The sequence below is a fragment of the Leptospira levettii genome (assembly GCF_002812085.1).
GTDB classification, from domain to species: Bacteria; Spirochaetota; Leptospiria; order Leptospirales; family Leptospiraceae; genus Leptospira_A; species Leptospira_A levettii.
In genome coordinates this window covers 147,852-163,340 of record NZ_NPDM01000001.1, presented here as the reverse complement: position 1 = coordinate 163,340, position 15,489 = coordinate 147,852, and the positions used below count along the sequence as shown (strand labels likewise).

Here is a 15,489-nt window from a genome sequence, read left to right as displayed (position 1 = left end):
GATTAAAATTATAAAACCCAAATCACTTAGAATGATTTTGAATAACCAAAGCTAACATAAAATAAATGGATCGGTATTTTCTGCAAGGTATAGGATTCTCGTAAGGCAGTTTTGATGATTGTATCATTTAGAGAATTCCCTGTAGAAATTTGGTCAATCGCATTTAGGATTGCGGTGTTGTACGCACCATTGATCCGCGATGGGTTCACCACTTTTCCATCTTCCGAACTCCGATTCCAATTTGCTTTGTCTGGATCACCATTTGGGTAACCAAAGTAATTATTGGTATCGAAGAGATAAGGATTGGGTCTCAGGATATGAGCTCCCTTTAGAAAAAAATCTCCAAAGAAAAAGGTGATGGAAGAAGTTATGTCTTGTATCCCATTTCGATTGTCAATGGCATTATTACTCATGGCATAACCGAGGTTCCAATGGGGTTGGATGCGGAAAAAATCCCCTTCAAAAAAGGTATACTGTGCAGACAAGGCAAGGTAATTTTTCCCTGCAAATAACCCACCATTCTCAGTAGAATACTGGGTGTAATAAGAAATGGTTGGTTTTACAATTCGCAACCAAGGTAGTTTCCATTGGAAAAAATATTCATGCCAAGAGAGTCGTGTTTGCGCATCTGGATTGTTTGCATTGAAAGCATTATTTGGACCACCAGAAACCACACCGTTTTGTTTTTGTGTGGCAGGGGGAAGGAGTGAGTTGGGAGTTTTTTGGAATGTATTGTAAAACCAAATTCCCACACTGAAGTCACCAAAAACGCTAGGATCAAAATGATACATCATTGAAAAAAACATTCCATCCACACGTTTGTTACCGTTAGGTTCTTTTTTGGGGCCATAACCTTGGTTTGGTAGGAACGATTGGCAATTTGTATTGGTAGGAGTCCCTGAAATCAATTGGTTGTGTACTGATTGTACGCATGGGTCTTGGTTATAAGGATCAAAATACTTAGATTCTTCTCCCAAATAGGAAGGACCCACACCACCTGGACTCGATTGGAAAAGTCGTTTGTCTGAGTCTTTATCACTCCGGTTTGTTAATTGGAAACTACCAAATAACATCCATTCCATTTTTTTGTCTGGAGATAAAATGGATATCGTAGGTTGTAATGCAGGTGCATAAGTAAAACTTTGGTAAGACGCTCCATTCCTTCGATTTTGTCCTTCCCCTGCAAATGAATTCCCCCTCCAAATAAAATCCGACACAATTTCTGTATGAGTATCAATTGTGATGGATTTGTTATCATCTGATTTTGATTCAGATCGAATTTGGACTGTTAAAATCAAAAAGAAGAAAGAGATAAGAATCAAATCATAAAGTTTTCGCAAATAGATCTTGGAATAACTCACGAAATTTTCTGCCTCCTTCTTTTTGGATAGGGTTGAGTAGAATTACTTCTTCTTCACCCTTCGTTTGAAAAATAACCTTATACTCTTTTTTTAAAACTAATACATGAACGTATTGTGCAAATGCTTCTGCAAAAGTATCATCTGCATTGGTAGCAGCATACAAAGATACAAACTGTGTGTTTGTCAATTTTTTGTATAAGGATTTTCCATCAGGGAAAAGGGGAGTTGTCGGATTTTTTTGATAAAATTTGATGTTGGGTCGTTCTGGGAAAAAGCTATCTTCATATGGAGAATATGTTTCAGACAACCATACTCCCTCAAAATAAGGATACTTGCGAAAATCGCGTTTAGGTTCTGTATAATCAGGTGCATAACCTTTCACAATGGCAACAATATGACCTAATTCGTGTAAAATGATAAAAGAGAGAGCAGAATTGAATGAATTAGTTGGGTCCAATTGGATTTTTACGGAGTAAACGGGATCTTTTTTGAAAAATGTATTTTCTCGATTGGTTACCCAGTCGTTTCCTCCCACATTCAATAAGTCTGCATCTAAGTATATGATACCTGCAATTGGTTTTCCATTTTTGTCTCGCAGAATTCCTGTTAGACCAGTTGATCCAAGATTTGATACAAAATAAATGCCAACTAACAATTCATCTGCTAATTTGTTTAAGGAAGTTGGAAAAGAAGAATGGATTGCGCTGATACGATCTTTCCATTTGTCCAAATCTTTTATTCCGGTTGGAACTTCTTCGATTCCATCAATTTGATTGACTTCCATCAGTGTACTCAATCGTTTTGCATCCAATGGGTATATACGATCTTTCCATTCTGGTTTTAGATTCGGGATGGAATCGAATTGTAGCCCAGGGCTTGTTTTGGCCCAAGTGGCATATGTGTTCTCAGGTAAATGGAAATCTTTTGGGGAACATCCCAAAAAAAGAAATGATAGGAAGGTTATAAGAGAAGGAATTGATTTCATTTGCCGATGGTATTTCTATATGAAAGGATTTGTTGGTCTATGCTTTTTTTTGCCAGGAATCCTTTTCGCTGAAATAAATCCATGGAACCTTAGACCAAATGTGCGTATCTTAACTAGAAAAGAAGTTTCGCATATTGTTTTAGAAAAACGCCCAGATCATTTCCGAGTGACGTTACTGGTTTCTGAACGATTCCCTTACAATTATAAAGCAATGTCCCATCCCTTTTTTTTTCGGATGGGAGATGAGAAAAAAGCCATGGAACTTGCGAATCAAATGGACAAGTTTCTGGACACAGGAAAAAGTTTCACCATCACCTTGAATGGATCTGAAATCCAAACTTTGGTATGGGGAGAACCCGATTGACTCGTTCGTTTTATATTTATTTTAAAGAAATTTTTCATAAGCCAACCAAACAAGAATGGGACATTTTAAAACTAGCAGAGCCTCGTTTTGATAAAGAATATACATATTCCGTTTTTTTAACGCATTTCATTGTTTATAGTTTACTCTTCGTTCCTCCTTTTGCAGAAATTCGAATGGAAATTCTTCCTTATTTGCTTGGAGTTACCATCCTTCGATTTGTTTTGTTATTACAATTTTATACAAATTCCATATCGATTGAAAAGGTAATATATTTTAGTGGGTTTGTTTCTGATGGGCTTATCTATTTGGTATTCTTAAAAGGAATCCAATCATTCCCTTCACTCAGTCATTTTTATCTTTTAAATTCTTACCTCATGTCCTTTATCATTCCCATTTTGTTATATAGTACACGACTCAATCCTTGGGGGTGTATCTTAAGTGCAATTTATTTTACAGGATTCCATCTTTCGTATACATTCCAACTTCCACTTGAGATTGCAGAAAGGTCTTCTTATTTCAGTCAATACTTCTTACTCTTTGTTTATTGGGGCAGTGCTCTTCTTGGGGTAGTTTTTGTTTATAATAAACGGAAAGACACAACGGATATGTACAGTCTGTCTGAAGAAAAACGATTTATGTTACAAGAGTTAGAACTTGCGAAACGTGTACAAGATGCACTTTTCCCAGGAAATATCAAAATCCCAAACTTAACTTTTACTTTTTATCGAAAAAGTCCAAATGTGATTGGTGGTGACTTTTTTGATTTTGTACAACTCAGGGAAGGAAACGTGGGTGTGTTTCTGACTGATGTAGCGGGGCATGGAATTTCATCTGCAATGGTCGCTTCTATCATGAAGGTCCTTGTCTCTACGATCCCTTATCGTTTTAAAACGGCACCGGCACGTTTGATGGATTATTTGGATGACCGTCTGGCACATGATCTGAATAAATACCATGCATCCGCAATTTATTTGTTTTTTGATTTTATCGAAAAAAAACTCACCATCGGAAATGCAGGCCATCCTTATCTGATTTTGGCAAAAAAAGGAGAGGATTTTCAGGAATTGGAAACACAAGGAGCAATCCTTGGTTTTAATATCAAAGTACCTCCTATCTCAGAGAAGATCCTTCCGATCACAAAAGGGGACAGGTTTTTTATCTATACCGATGGACTCATAGAATCCATGGACCACAAAGGCAATTGTTTGGGTACCGAAGGGTTACTTGCTCTCCTCAATCGCCACAGGAATAGCGAAAACGTCAAGCAACTCGAAAACAATCTTCTACATGAACTCAAAACCAAGTTCGGTTTAGATACTTTTTCTGATGACACCATGTTCCTCATATTGGAAGTAGAAGAATAAGGAGAAATCATTTGTCTTTTTTAGATATCCAAATCAAATCCAATTTTGCAATTGTCACCATCAAAAGACCAGAAGCCCTCAATGCGCTAAACGATGTTGTCATCACTGAAATCGGCGCTATGGTCGATACATTAGAATCAAATCCTCAGGTAAGGGGATTTATCCTTACTGGCGAAGGGAAAGCATTTGTCGCAGGTGCTGACATTGCCAAAATGAAAGAATTCAATGTGAAAGAAGGACAATCATTTTCGGAACTGGGACAAACTGTATTTCGAAAAATGGAATTGTCGGGACTCATTTCAATTGCTGCTATCAATGGATTTTGTTTAGGTGGTGGAATGGAATTGGCAATGGCATGTGACATTCGTTATGCGTCGACAGTTGCCAAATTGGGTCTTCCTGAAGTTACTTTAGGATTGTTACCTGGTTTTGGTGGTTCCCAAAGATTGCCTAGACTCATTGGTGTAGGCCGAGCAACAGAACTCATTTTATCTGGTGATATGATTTCCTCTGAGGAAGGATACAGATTAGGCCTAGTCAACAAAGTTTGTGATCCAGCCGAACTCTTAAACGAATCAGAAAAAACTCTCTCCACAATTTTATCTCGAGGACCTAACGCAATTAAGGCGGCAAAAACTGCGATTCGCCAAGGTTTAGAAACCAATATGGATCGTGGACTTGAGTGGGAAAAGCAGTTGTTTGGTGGTCGATTCGCAGACAAAGAAACGAAAGAAGGCCTTTCCGCTTTCCTTGAAAAAAGAAAACCAAATTTTTAAGGAATCCATTTATGAAGACACGGTTCATTTTCCTTTTGATTTTACTTTTCGGATTGGTTTGTAAACAAGCGGAATCATTCCCATCACAAACCAATACTCCAGAAGTACTGTTTGGAAGTGTTGCTGACCGTGTATTAAAATTGGAAATTGCAAATACCCCATCCACTCGTGCAACGGGACTGATGTACCGCACGAAACTGGGAGAAGACGAGGGAATGCTTTTTGTATTCCCCAAACCTGATTACCTAAACTTTTGGATGAAAAATACCCTGATCCCATTGTCCATTGGTTATTTTTCAGAAGATATGCGACTTTTAGAATCATTCGATATGAAACCGAACCAAACCGATGAGGTTTATAACGGAACCAAACCTGCTATGTATGCACTTGAAGTGAACCAAGGTTGGTTTGCGAAGCATAAAATTGGGAAAGATGCAGTACTCACCCTAGAAAGGAAAGTATCCGCAAAGGATTAAATTTTCTCTTTTTACTTGAATCTTCCTTTCGAGACGTTTACCATTTCGAAGCATGGTAGTCAACAACCCTCGTCTCATCAATTTATTATCCGAAGAACAAAAAGCCGACTTGGCTTCGATGGAAAAACAATTTGCTCACCACTTAGAATATACCATTGGAAAAAATCGTTATAATTTAAAAAATGAAGACATCTATAAGGCACTCGGTCATACCATTCGCGACTTCCTGATTGATCGACTTAATTCTACTCACGAACGTTACCGAGAACAAAACCCAAAAAAAGTTTTTTACTTTTCGTTAGAGTTTTTAATGGGGCGTACTCTTATGAATGCTCTCATCAATCTTGGTTTGTATGAAACCATCCAAGAAATGTTACGAGGGATTGGGTTTGAACTAACAGATGTTTTAGAATTTGAAACGGATGCTGGTTTAGGGAATGGCGGGCTTGGACGACTTGCAGCTTGTTTCTTAGATTCAATGGCAACTCTCAATGTTCCAGGATTTGGATATGGAATTCGGTATGATTATGGGATTTTTAATCAAATCATAGCCAATGGTAGCCAATTAGAAATGCCGGACCACTGGGATGCAGATGGTGTTCCATATGAAGTAGTTCGCTCTGATATTTCGTTTTCAGTTGGATTTTTTGGTCATACAGAAACGCGGGTTTCTGGAAAAGGAAAAATACAACATGATTGGGTACCAGATGAAACCGTCCTTGCTTCCGCCCATGATTATCCTATCCCTGGATTTAACACGAGTACGGTGAACTATCTTAGGCTTTGGGCAGCAAAATCATCAGAGGAATTCAACTTAGATTATTTTAACCACGGCGATTATATGAAAGCCGTACAAGACAAATCAATCTCCGAAAATATCTCCAAAGTTTTATATCCAAATGATACTACCGAACAAGGGAAGGTGTTACGTCTCAAACAACAATACTTTATGGTGTGTGCTTCCTTACAGGATATCCTCATCCAATTTCGTGAATTCAAATACAATTTAAAGGAACTCCCAGATTATATTGCCATCCAATTGAATGATACACACCCGAGCATTGGAATTGCAGAACTCATGCGCATATTTTTAGACAATGAGGAAATGGATTGGGACCCTGCATGGGAGATTGTGACAAACGTATTCTCTTATACCAACCATACAGTGTTACCAGAAGCCCTTGAGTCTTGGCGTGTTGAGTTATTTGAAAAATTATTACCAAGGCATTTAGAAATCATTTATGAGATCAACCATCGTTTTTTAACAGACGTTCGTAACAAAGGAGTTTTAACCGAATCCGAAATCCAACAAGTGAGTATCATCGAGGAGGGAAGTGAAAAACGAGTGCGAATGGCAAACTTAGCGGTCATCGGATCATACCGTGTGAATGGAGTTGCCGCTTTACATTCAGATCTCATCCAAAAAACCATTTTCCAACCTTTCACAAAAGTATTTCCTGAAAAGTTTAATAACAAAACAAATGGAATCACACCAAGACGTTGGTTGTTACAATCGAACCCTAGCCTTGCGAATTTAATTTCAAAAAAAATAGGGAATGAGTTCACAACCAACTTATACAAGTTAAAGGATTTAGAGGCATTTGTAGATGATGCCGATTTCCACAATGATTGGAAACAAGTAAAGTTTACTGCCAAAAATGAACTCGCAAGGATCATCAAAAGTGAAACTGGAATCACAATCGATCCTCTTTCACTGATTGATGTGCAAATCAAACGTTTCCATGAATACAAACGCCAACTTCTAAATGTTTTACGAGTGATTGCACTTTATCGTAGGATCAAAGAAAATCCCAATACAGAGATCACACCAAGAACTGTCATCTTTGGAGGTAAAGCCGCTCCTGGGTATTACATGGCAAAACTCATCATCAAACTCATTAATAATGTGGCTTGGGTTGTGAACCGCGATAAGGATGTTGCCGAACGACTGAAGGTTGTCTTTATTCCTAATTACCGCGTGAGCCTTGCTGAAAAAATTATACCTGGAAGTAATTTGTCAGAACAAATTTCAACTGCAGGTACAGAAGCATCCGGAACAAGTAATATGAAATTCATGTTAAATGGTGCTTTGACCATAGGTACTTTGGATGGTGCCAATGTTGAAATTTTGGAAGAAGTGGGACAAGAAAACATTTATATCTTTGGTCTCCATACTGAAGAAGTGTTTCGAATGAAAGAAGCAGGATACAAACCAACCGATGTTATCCACCAAAATGAAGACTTACACCGAATTTTACTCATGATCCGTGAGAATTTTTTCTCTTTGGGCGAACCTGGTGTTTTTGGTCCGATTTATGATAGTTTGTTTTACACTGACAATTACCTACTCATGGCTGATTTTCGCTCCTATGACGAAACACAAAACCGAGTGGCTCATGACTTTCTAGACGAGGTGACTTGGACCAAAAAGTCCATTCTCAATGTGGCTAGGTCTGGCAAATTTTCTTCTGACCGAACGATCCGGGAATATGCCAAGGACATTTGGAAAGTCCCACTCCTTGACACAATTCCACCCCAAACTATCTATAAATTGCCACAAAACTGAATCGACAGTATAGAACAGAAGGATTATCGTTCCAAGGGAAGGGTTTCAAATGAGTAAAGGTTATATTATATGTGTCGATGATGAAGTATCAGTGTTGGAGACGCTTGCGGAACAACTACTGGCTCGGTTTGGAGAATCCCATATCATCGAGACAGCAAGTAGTGCAGAAGAAGCACTTTCCCTCATTGATGAAATCATTGGTAGCAACGATATTGTAGAACTCATCGTTTCTGATCAGGTGATGCCAGGAATGAAAGGGGATCGATTTTTGGAACAGGTGCACCAACGCCTCCCAGATGCGATCAAAATCCTTCTTACAGGGCAAGCGGGACTGGATTCCGCAATTTACGCCATCAATAATGGGGGACTCAGTAGGTATGTCGAAAAACCTTGGAACATTGAAGAGTTATCCAAAGACATCAAAGACTTACTTGATAAGTTCCGTCAAAATTTGGAAAACCAACACCTTATCCAAGCCCTCAACCGTAGGATTTTGGAATTGGAAGCAAACCAACCAAAATAAATTCCTTAGTTTTTTATTCATCGGAGTTCTCTCTCTTTCTCCATTAATGGGAAAAGAGAAAGAACTTTCTTCAGAACAAATTTCCAAAAAAAAAGAAGTTCTCTCTAAAATGATTCGTTATGGCACAAGCCAAGAACGAAAACAAGCGTTAGGTGAGCTTGTTCGTTTTCCGAAAGAAAGTGCAAGTGAACTTTTTGTTTTGGTTGGAGAACAACTCAAAACAGAAAAAGATATGGGGATGAAGATTGTCTTACTCAAAACAGTAGGAGATTTGAATCTAAAGGAAAACCATGAAACTATCATTTCACTCTTTGAAGATCCAAACGAAGATGTGAACAAACAAGCTGTTACTTCAGCAAAAAAAATGAAACTCGCTGAAGCAACGAGCCCACTTTTAGAAAAAGTAAAAAAAGAAGATTTCACTAAAAACTCAAATACTCTTAGTTTATACATCAGTTCTCTCGCCGAATTACCTGAGGGAAAAATTGCGGCACCTTATTTGGAAACAAAGTTTAGAGAGAAGTTTAATAATGCAGATATCCGTGGACAAATTGCATTGTATTTTGGAACCGTTTTATACCAAGAAGCGGAGTCGGCTCTTCTCGAGGTTGCTTTTGACGACATCCAACCAACAACTCTCCGTTGTTATTCAATGAATACTTTGGGAAAATTGAAATCAGAAGCTGCGAAACCTAAGTTATATGAACTACTAGATTCTCTTAAAAAAACATCTGGAAAGTTAGATGCAAAAAAAGCACAATCACTCAAAATTTATGCTATTGGTGCTTTGGTAACTATGGGTGATAAAGAAGTTTTCCAAGAACTGAATGAATTTGCTCGTGATGATGATAGTATGGTTAGGTTACGTGCGATTGAATTTATGGGAAATTTACGTGATCCCAAAGCTTTAGAATTATTGGAATACAAACGAGATCGTGATCCAAGTCCGAAGGTTCAAAAAGCAGCAAAAAAAGCGATTGATTTGATCAATGGAAAAGACAATCCCTCTGACGATGATAAAACAACTGAGGATAAATCAGAAGAAGAACCGAAATGAAATTCTTTTGGTACACAAATTTTTTCCATAAAGTTCTCTTGCAATGGAAACATTTACGAAATCAATATATTCCCATCCAAACTAAGATATTTTTATCTCCGATACAAATTTTTGGATTCATTGGTTTTCTATTTCTATCCAGTAGTCTTTTTGCAGAAACGGATTCCAAATACACAGGTCCTATCTCTCGTTCCGAAAAACGAATCTTAGATGGTAAAATAGAATTCCAAAAAACGGGAATTTTCCCATTAGAATGGAAGTTGTATTTTAAAGGGAAACAAGGGGATTTTGTTGTATTTTATGATTTAAATGGAGATGAAATTCACTTCCGGTATCGTAGGAATAAGTTTGATTTGGACGCAGAATTTTTTGTCAAAGATTTGTTTATTGGTAATCCTTATTTAGTAAAAGGTGAATGGATCGGATACTATTATTATGCAGTCGATGAAAGAGGAAAAAGGTCCTCTCTGCCCACACCCAAAAAACTTCCTGGCGAAAAAAATGAATTTATCGATAAACAATCCATTCCAATTTTTCAATTACAAACCTACCAGGAAATCAGAACCGACGATTTGTTGTATTAAAGATCAATTAAATGTAAAAATTGAAAATTGATGAATAAAATCGGTGCGGGTGATGTTTTTTTCTCAGAATAACTGACGTTTAACGATAGAAATTGGTTTATATATTTAATTTTGATGATTTCTTCTCTATCTGTTAAATTGATATTAAAATCGGAAGCATAAGTCCAGTTCTCAAACCACGATCTTGTTTTTAAATTCCCTTCTCTAAAAATTGCACTCAGTTCCAATAAATGTCCAGTTTGAATCGGGATTGCAATTTTTCCTTCCCATTGGCTTCCTAATTCCCTTCGCTCCCATCCAATGGAAAAAACTGTACGATCTTTTCTCCATTCATAGAATATGGCTCTTCCTGTTTCTTGGTATTGGTAGTTTCCCACTTCATTATATTGCCGATACCGGCAGAGAACATTTCCATACTGCGAAACAATGATGGGTAAAAAACCTGAACCACCACTTTCATAACGATGCCCTTCCTGCGAAGATAAAACCTCTCCTCCTAGAATGTTTCGGTAGCTACCTCTCATATACCCTAATGTTTGTGGGATTTCTGGGCGAATGTCACCACTGGATACGTTCCCATATAAAAGTGGTGAGTCGCGGTAAACAGTAACATCAACTAAAAAATTTGAATCCACAAATTCTGATTTGGAATAGTAAAAACCAACAGATTCTTTGTGATTCAAAATTGATTCCGATTGGATTCTATGTTTTCCAAACTGTTGTAATTGTAATGTGTCATTGATAAAAAAACTGGATTTATTTTCGCCAGGGGACCAAACACCCGAATATGATTTGTTTGGTGATGAAACGTAGATCCCAGGGTATGATGAAAACCCAGGTGCATAATAAATTCCATAGTCTGTTAGTTTCCCAAATATAGAGTTTTGGGTACCGAAAAAATGGGAACTTTGAATGGGTTGGGGGAGAGGTGAATTGGGTCTATCCATTTGAGAATAAAACTCGGGATCTTTGGCAAAGTAAAAGTGAGGGATTGGTTTATACCGATTACCCGATGTTATGTGGAAGGAATTGTATTTGATATGAATGCCATATAAAAAGTTTTCATCTCGTTTTTCGAAGGAAAATCGTTGGCCTTTTTGGAATCCCCCAATGGCAAAGGAGGAGTGGTTTTTTTCTTCCCTGGGAAGGTATTGGACATCTAAGTTTTGGTACCCAAGTCCTAAAAACAAATGATCTTCTAAAAATGGATCCTTGGCCGGACTTTCTGTTTTGGGTTTGTTTTCGTTCAGTACATCATTCCCTCTATTGTTTTGGAATTGGTATACGTTTGGTTTTGTTTCTCTAGTCGGAGGGGGATAACTCAAGTTTTCGACTTTCCATAATTTGGATACAAGTGCCGCTTCTTTATCCTTCAGAGAACGTTTCCAGGCAAAAAACTCTGCCCTTGGGGCTTTTACCTTTTGTTGCCAGATGGCCACAAGTTTTGGGGAAAATCCAACACGCAGCAAACTGGCCACAGGTACTTCTTTTGGTGATTTTTCGCCAGCAAACAATGACTGTACGAAGATAAACGACAAAAATAGCGCAATTTTCTGCCAATCCACCAGGATTGGGGTTCGATTTTGTTCTTTTTTTCCCTCATTCCGTTTGCTTTTTTTTGAAAAAGGGACATATTCTAGAGAAGAGCGAAAAAAAATCCAAGAAGGGGCGGGTTTTGTCCCATAGGAATGCTAAATTGTTAATACAAACCGATAAAAACGTGAAAAAAATATTGACTTAACTTCTCAAATGTTAAGTAGTGTAAACAAGCGTTTAGTATATTATTGGTATTATTTTTTAGTTTTATGTCGTCTAACTAGATGACGGGGAGGAAAAACCTATGATCGTTCGATCCATCCAACAACCCGCTTACAACCGCCATAAGGATTCTGGGCTCGCTGGCCAAGGTCCTAAAAAGGGATTTGCCCAAAACCAATCCGGAAAAACCTTCGAAGAGTACCTCATGGAAGCATTCCAAGGTGAGGTGGTCCAAAAAGGAAATTGGGTATCGCCAAACCTATCCGACCTAGGCCAAAAGAACCTAAGGAAGATGTAAGGACCAATGCCCTGGTTTCTGGTCTAGAATCGGAAGCTAGGGGCCGACAATCAAAGTATGGAGAAACTATCCATACTTTGGGCTCTCGTTCGGCGTGACTATGCTCTGCAATATGCAGGTTCCTTTCTGGGAATCTCATGGATGTTTTTGCAGAACTTAGTGCTCATTAGTTTGTATGCCCTTGTCTTTTTAGTCCTCAATCTTCGAAACCCATCCACCCAAGAAGATTTCACGGCGTATTTACTCACTGGCCTTTTGTATTGGATACCCATCCAAGAATTACTCGTCCGAGGCACTGGCATCCTTACCGACAATCGTTCCCTGCTCAAACGTTCAAGCCTTGGCATAGATCTATTTTTATGGATTCCATTTGTCCAGTTTCTCATCCATAGTTTTATCACATCCATTCCGGTGTTCCTTTACTTAGGGTATTCAGGAACATTGAATCTAACAGGAATCTTTTTTGGCTACACAGTCCTTGTTCTGTCTGGACTCTATCTGATGTTACTATTACATTATCTTTCACGTCTTAATATTCTTTTAAAGGATATTTCACCTTTAATTCGTTTGGTGAGCCAATTGGTATTTTGGGGGATCCCTGTTTTGTATTACCCTACAGGATATCTAAAACAATGGAATGAATGGAATCCATTCACAATTCCATTGGATGTGTTTCGCACAACTGTGATTAGTGGGTTTCAGTCTCAGTTTGAGTGGTTACACATAACACCATTTTTACTTTTCTTTTTTCTTGTTTATTTACTCGCCAAACGGAAATTCCAATCCGTGATTTTGGATCATCTTTAAATTCACATGAATTCTGTATTGATTGAAAATCTTTCCAAGGATTATCATGGGTTCTCCAAACCTTGGAAACGAATCCTTGCGGGTCTTAGTTTTGGTTACTTAGGGATTGATTCAAAATTTACAGCAATCGATTCGTTGAACTTAAAAGTAAGTCCTGGAGAAATACTTGGCATCATTGGAAGGAATGGAGCTGGCAAATCGACTCTTTTAAAGTTAATCACAGGTGTGATCCAAAAAGATAAGGGTACTTTACAAGTGAATGGTTCCGTTCGTGCCTTACTTGAATTAAGTGTTGGATTTAACCCAGAATTGTCAGGTGAAGAAAATGTATACTTCAATGGTCTTGTGTGGGGATACAAACCAAAAGAAATCAAATCGTTATCTGATACTATCTTCTCTTTTGCGGAACTGGAGGAGTTTCGATACACTCCCTTAAAGAACTATAGTTCTGGTATGGCAATGAGACTTGGTTTTAGTTTGGCGACTGCAAAACGACCAGACATTCTCATCGTAGATGAAGCCTTGGCTGTGGGAGATGCAAGTTTCCAACAAAAATGTCTGAAACGAATTCGTGAATTCTCTGCATTAGGAACTTCTATTCTAGTCGTGAGTCATGATTTAGGATTGGTTTCTTATTTTTGCACACGTGCCCTTTTATTAGATAAGGGCAAACTTCTTTATGAAGGTAATCCAAAAGAAACAATTGAACAATACATGCATGTGTTAGCTGGTGAAACGAGCCCATCAGATTCCTATTCTTCCAATTCCATTCAAAATTTACATGTTTCCATTCAAAATCAAAATGGTGTATCCTCAAATGTGTTTTTTATCGGAACAAAAGTTTGTTTACGACTAACCTTTCAATCCGATGGGTTGTTAGAAGATGTAACCGTTGGTTTTCATATCGATAATGAAAAAGGAATTCGTATTTTTGGAACCAATACCCACCATTTAGGTGATGGCAAAAGGAGTTTCCAGAAGGGAAAAGAATACCAAGTCGAGTTTGTATTCCCGATTCAGTTTTCCCAAGGAAAGTATACCATTGGCGTTTCAATCCATAAAGGTGAATCCCATATTGAAGGGAGTTATTTCTGGCGGGAATCCATCTTAGATTTTGAAGTAGAATCAGGGAAAATTGAAAAATTCGTAGGAATTTGTCATATCCCAACAGAATTCCATATCCGAGAAGATTAGGATCTTCCTATTAGAAAAACAGTTTCCTTTTTGGTCAAAATAGAAATTCTGGAAATCCTATGAAAGTTTGCGTAGTCGGAACCGGATATGTCGGTCTTGTTGCAGGTACCTGTTTTGCTGAATATGGCAATGATGTGATTTGTATTGATAAAGATGAAAAAAAGATCAGTGATTTAAAAACAGGAATCATACCGATTTATGAACCAGGTTTGTCAGAACTGGTAGAACGTAATTATAAGGAAGGCAGACTTAAATTTTCCACTTCGTTAAAGGATGGTGTGGAGTCTTCTGAATTTGTATTCATAGCTGTTGGAACACCAACATCCGATAATGGATCTGCCGATTTACGATTTGTATTCGCAGTCGCAGAAGAAGTTGGTAAAACAATGAATGGACACAAAATCATTGTTGATAAATCAACTGTTCCAGTTGGAACTGCAGACAAAGTAAAGGAAATCGTCGCAAAAAACACAAAATACTCGTTTGATGTAGTTTCCAATCCTGAATTTTTAAAAGAAGGGGCAGCGATTGAAGATTTTATGCGCCCTGAGCGAGTTGTGATTGGTGCTGAATCAGATCATGCTGCTAAAAAAATGAGTGAGTTATACTCTCCTTTTGTATTAAATGGAAACCCAATTATCACCATGAGCATTCGTTCTGCGGAACTCACGAAGTATGCTTGTAACGCCTTCCTTGCGACAAAAATTTCATTTGTAAATGAGATTGCAAATTTATGTGATGCGTTAGGTGCCAATTACGATGATGTTCGAAAAGGTATGGGAACAGACTCAAGGATTGGACGACAATTTCTATATGCAGGCATTGGTTACGGTGGATCTTGTTTTCCAAAAGATGTGAGGGCACTTCTTAGAACTGCAGAAGAGGTCAATGCACCAATGCACATCATTCAATCTGTGGAAGATGTGAATGAAAAACAAAAAACAAGGCTTACTGATAAAATTTTCCAACACTTCAAATCAACGGATATGAAAGGGAAAACATTTGGTATTTGGGGTCTTTCATTTAAGCCTGGAACAGATGATATGCGAGAAGCTCCATCAATTCCACTCATTTATGAACTACATAAAAACGGTGCCAAAATCCAAGTATTTGATCCAGCTGCAATGGAAACTTCAAAGTATTACTTTGATGGCAAAGTGGAATATAAAAAAGATGCATATTCTACTTTAGAAGGTGCTGATGCTATGTTATTATTAACGGAGTGGCGAGAATTCAGAGAACCAGATTTTGCGAAAATCAAATCTTTGTTAAAGGCTCCACTTATCTTTGATGGAAGAAATCAATATAAACCTACACTCATGCAAGAACTAGGTTTTACTTATTATTCCATTGGGAATCGTTAATTTGATTTTAGG

15 protein-coding genes are annotated in these 15,489 nt (G+C 37.9%); 12 read left to right on the top strand and 3 right to left on the bottom strand.

Annotated features, from left to right (window positions below; translation table 11 throughout):
• Positions 1–26: 26 nt before the first annotated feature.
• Complete coding sequence (locus tag CH354_RS00730) at positions 27–1,298, bottom strand: hypothetical protein (RefSeq protein ID WP_409036412.1); 1,272 nt, start codon at positions 1,296–1,298, stop codon at positions 27–29.
• A 25-nt stretch (positions 1,299–1,323) separates the two neighbouring features.
• The gene (locus tag CH354_RS00725; RefSeq protein WP_100726327.1) at positions 1,324–2,346 is read right to left on the bottom strand and encodes a hypothetical protein; all 1,023 of its coding nucleotides are present in this window, start codon (positions 2,344–2,346) and stop codon (positions 1,324–1,326) included.
• Positions 2,347–2,365: 19 nt separating this feature from the next.
• Here CH354_RS00725 and CH354_RS00720 point away from each other — a divergent pair, with 19 nt between their 5' ends.
• Genes CH354_RS00720 through CH354_RS00685 form a run of 8 tightly spaced genes read left to right on the top strand, consistent with a single transcriptional unit; the run spans position 2,366 to position 10,056 of the window.
• Positions 2,366–2,710, top strand: coding sequence for a hypothetical protein (locus tag CH354_RS00720; protein ID WP_100726328.1), 345 nt, complete (start codon positions 2,366–2,368; stop codon positions 2,708–2,710).
• Positions 2,707–4,074, top strand: a complete 1,368-nt coding sequence (locus CH354_RS00715; protein ID WP_100726329.1) for a PP2C family protein-serine/threonine phosphatase — start codon at positions 2,707–2,709, stop codon at positions 4,072–4,074. Before CH354_RS00720 ends, CH354_RS00715 begins: the two co-directional genes overlap by 4 nt.
• An 11-nt stretch (positions 4,075–4,085) precedes the next feature.
• Positions 4,086–4,850, top strand: a complete 765-nt coding sequence (locus CH354_RS00710) for an enoyl-CoA hydratase-related protein (protein WP_100716378.1) — start codon at positions 4,086–4,088, stop codon at positions 4,848–4,850.
• Positions 4,851–4,861: 11 nt separating this feature from the next.
• On the top strand, positions 4,862–5,326 hold the full coding sequence (locus CH354_RS00705; protein WP_100716379.1) for a DUF192 domain-containing protein: 465 nt from the start codon (positions 4,862–4,864) through the stop codon (positions 5,324–5,326).
• Positions 5,327–5,378: 52 nt separating this feature from the next.
• Positions 5,379–7,892 (top strand): glycogen/starch/alpha-glucan phosphorylase, encoded by a 2,514-nt coding sequence (locus CH354_RS00700; protein ID WP_100726330.1) that lies wholly within the window; start codon positions 5,379–5,381, stop codon positions 7,890–7,892.
• 49 nt (positions 7,893–7,941) lie between these two features.
• Entirely contained in the window at positions 7,942–8,415 is a 474-nt protein-coding gene (locus CH354_RS00695; RefSeq protein ID WP_100716381.1) for a response regulator, read from the top strand.
• A gap of 46 nt (positions 8,416–8,461) precedes the next feature.
• Positions 8,462–9,472 (top strand): HEAT repeat domain-containing protein, encoded by a 1,011-nt coding sequence (locus CH354_RS00690; RefSeq protein WP_243395906.1) that lies wholly within the window; start codon positions 8,462–8,464, stop codon positions 9,470–9,472.
• Entirely contained in the window at positions 9,469–10,056 is a 588-nt protein-coding gene (locus CH354_RS00685; protein ID WP_243395905.1) for an LIC_11959 family protein, read from the top strand. Before CH354_RS00690 ends, CH354_RS00685 begins: the two co-directional genes overlap by 4 nt.
• Here the strand turns inward: CH354_RS00685 and CH354_RS00680 are convergent.
• Positions 10,053–11,594 carry a hypothetical protein gene (locus CH354_RS00680; RefSeq protein ID WP_243395904.1) on the bottom strand — a complete coding sequence of 514 codons (1,542 nt, stop codon included), beginning with the start codon at positions 11,592–11,594 and terminating at the stop codon, positions 10,053–10,055. The two genes, CH354_RS00685 and CH354_RS00680, sit on opposite strands and share 4 nt — an antisense overlap.
• Positions 11,595–11,896: 302 nt before the next feature.
• On the opposite strand from CH354_RS00680, the gene CH354_RS00675 reads away from it, so the two are divergent.
• From CH354_RS00675 to CH354_RS00660, 4 genes are read left to right on the top strand one after another with little or no spacing between them, the layout of a single operon-like run.
• Positions 11,897–12,112 (top strand): LIC12298 family protein, encoded by a 216-nt coding sequence (locus tag CH354_RS00675; protein WP_100716383.1) that lies wholly within the window; start codon positions 11,897–11,899, stop codon positions 12,110–12,112.
• Positions 12,113–12,169: 57 nt separating this feature from the next.
• The gene (locus CH354_RS00670; protein ID WP_100726332.1) at positions 12,170–12,919 is read left to right on the top strand and encodes an ABC transporter permease; all 750 of its coding nucleotides are present in this window, start codon (positions 12,170–12,172) and stop codon (positions 12,917–12,919) included.
• A 6-nt stretch (positions 12,920–12,925) separates the two neighbouring features.
• Positions 12,926–14,113, top strand: a complete 1,188-nt coding sequence (locus tag CH354_RS00665) for an ABC transporter ATP-binding protein (RefSeq protein ID WP_100726333.1) — start codon at positions 12,926–12,928, stop codon at positions 14,111–14,113.
• Positions 14,114–14,172: 59 nt separating this feature from the next.
• Positions 14,173–15,477, top strand: a complete 1,305-nt coding sequence (locus tag CH354_RS00660; RefSeq protein WP_100726334.1) for a UDP-glucose dehydrogenase family protein — start codon at positions 14,173–14,175, stop codon at positions 15,475–15,477.
• The last annotated feature ends 12 nt before the right edge of the window (positions 15,478–15,489 follow it).

Bases quoted from the DNA above. Each gene is read 5' to 3' on its own strand.
- CH354_RS00725 (WP_100726327.1), bottom strand. From the start codon at position 2,346: ATGAAATCAATTCCTTCTCTTATAACCTTCCTATCATTTCTTTTTTTG.
- CH354_RS00720 (WP_100726328.1), top strand. From the start codon at position 2,366: ATGAAAGGATTTGTTGGTCTATGCTTTTTTTTGCCAGGAATCCTTTTC.
- CH354_RS00705 (WP_100716379.1), top strand. From the start codon at position 4,862: ATGAAGACACGGTTCATTTTCCTTTTGATTTTACTTTTCGGATTGGTT.
- CH354_RS00700 (WP_100726330.1), top strand. From the start codon at position 5,379: ATGGTAGTCAACAACCCTCGTCTCATCAATTTATTATCCGAAGAACAA.
- CH354_RS00695 (WP_100716381.1), top strand. From the start codon at position 7,942: ATGAGTAAAGGTTATATTATATGTGTCGATGATGAAGTATCAGTGTTG.
- CH354_RS00690 (WP_243395906.1), top strand. From the start codon at position 8,462: ATGGGAAAAGAGAAAGAACTTTCTTCAGAACAAATTTCCAAAAAAAAA.
- CH354_RS00685 (WP_243395905.1), top strand. From the start codon at position 9,469: ATGAAATTCTTTTGGTACACAAATTTTTTCCATAAAGTTCTCTTGCAA.
- CH354_RS00675 (WP_100716383.1), top strand. From the start codon at position 11,897: ATGATCGTTCGATCCATCCAACAACCCGCTTACAACCGCCATAAGGAT.
- CH354_RS00670 (WP_100726332.1), top strand. From the start codon at position 12,170: ATGGAGAAACTATCCATACTTTGGGCTCTCGTTCGGCGTGACTATGCT.
- CH354_RS00665 (WP_100726333.1), top strand. From the start codon at position 12,926: ATGAATTCTGTATTGATTGAAAATCTTTCCAAGGATTATCATGGGTTC.
- CH354_RS00660 (WP_100726334.1), top strand. From the start codon at position 14,173: ATGAAAGTTTGCGTAGTCGGAACCGGATATGTCGGTCTTGTTGCAGGT.